The organism is Alteromonas sp. C1M14 (genome assembly GCF_018860965.1).
Classification (GTDB): domain Bacteria; phylum Pseudomonadota; class Gammaproteobacteria; order Enterobacterales; family Alteromonadaceae; genus Alteromonas.
This window is the reverse complement of record NZ_JAHKQF010000017.1, coordinates 1-1346: the sequence shown is the minus strand read 5'-3', so window position 1 is coordinate 1346 and position 1346 is coordinate 1. Positions and strand designations below refer to the sequence as shown.

Genomic DNA, 1346 nt, shown 5'->3' with positions numbered 1-1346 from the left:
TAACGCCGCCATAAATAGCCGCTTGGAGCGCAGCGTAAAGCGGTCAATTTGATGGCCTTGTTAGCCACTTACTTGCTCCGTATTGCCTTGATTGCTGAACGCGGCACTGCAACAACATACCTTTCCTTTTGGGCATACAAGAAAACAAAGTTAGAATTCCCACCAATAAAACTATTTTCTTTATAGGTCTCATAGGGAGAGTTAAATGTAACAATATAGGGGCTTTCAAAGCTCTCTGACTTAATGTCATCTATATCTTCTTTAATGGTGAAACCAAGGTGCAAAGAAAAGTAGAGAATTGATAAAAATATGGCACCGACAGAACCTCTATTCTTTACATATTTCCATATCGGAAGCCTGAAAAACACGAAAAGACCAATAAGCAGTAATAATGGTGCAAGAAAAACACTTGCAATTTCTCCCGTTTTATATGAATGAGCCACCAACCCCACTGTAAGCATTAATATAAAAAGCGGGAAGGCATAATTGCTTTTCTCTGAATTTACCTCAAATTGATCTTCGTGAAGCTCCTGATCTATTGCGGAGCTTAGGCCGAATAGCATAGCTGCAAGACCTATTACAGTAGATATAAGCACTGGTGCAAGAACATCAATGCTGCTTGATATGTAGTCTGCCGCAGTAAAGAAGTCACCGACTCTTAGCCCTAGACTCCCATACACAAACTTTATATAGAGAAACCCGCTAATCAGAAATAGCGTCGTGAATAGCGATATGGTGAATATTGCATGAGATTGCCCAATTTCTATTGGTTCTATCACCTGCAATTTCTCTCGCTCTAGCCTTTCTGAGTTAAGCTGACGGATTTCTTTTCGTAAATTTTTATGAGTTTTCTTTATATTTTTGTTTAGTAAACTGGCTTCTTCTGTTGCAATAGGTATTATTTCTTCCCCATATACACCAGCATTTGACAGAGCACTTTCAATTTTATCTTTAAAGGTGTCAGAACTTACGCTGTAGGAAAAGTAGTAATAAGCCACTAAACGATAGTAATCCGCCAGTACAGATCGAACTCTTGGGTCTTCTTTTAGCGAGGACATAAGTTGCTCAACGTCCGTACTATCTACTTTCTGAATATTTCCAGGGGTGGGAAGATCACAAATAACCTGCCTTACTTTGAGCGATAGATCGATGTTGTAACTTAGCTTTTTCTCTGGAAATAGAGTGAATGTATAAATATACGCATAACAGAATACAGACTGAGCATGCTTCATCTGACATTTCAATATCCAGCTTCCATGCAGCCTCAATAGTTTGAAGTAGATATTTATTACGATTTTTCTTATTCTCGCCTTCATTGGCACTCGCTAAATATTTTGTGGCTAACA

The 1346-nt window shown here is 38.6% G+C and carries 2 protein-coding genes; both read right to left on the bottom strand.

What is annotated here, in order from left to right:
• Positions 1-68 precede the first annotated feature (68 nt).
• On the bottom strand, positions 69-1058 hold the full coding sequence (locus KO501_RS16445) for a hypothetical protein (RefSeq protein ID WP_216030790.1): 990 nt from the start codon (positions 1056-1058) through the stop codon (positions 69-71).
• A gap of 55 nt (positions 1059-1113) precedes the next feature.
• Positions 1114-1346, bottom strand: a 233-nt coding sequence (locus KO501_RS16440; protein ID WP_216030789.1) for a hypothetical protein, incomplete at its 5' end; no start/stop codon positions are given.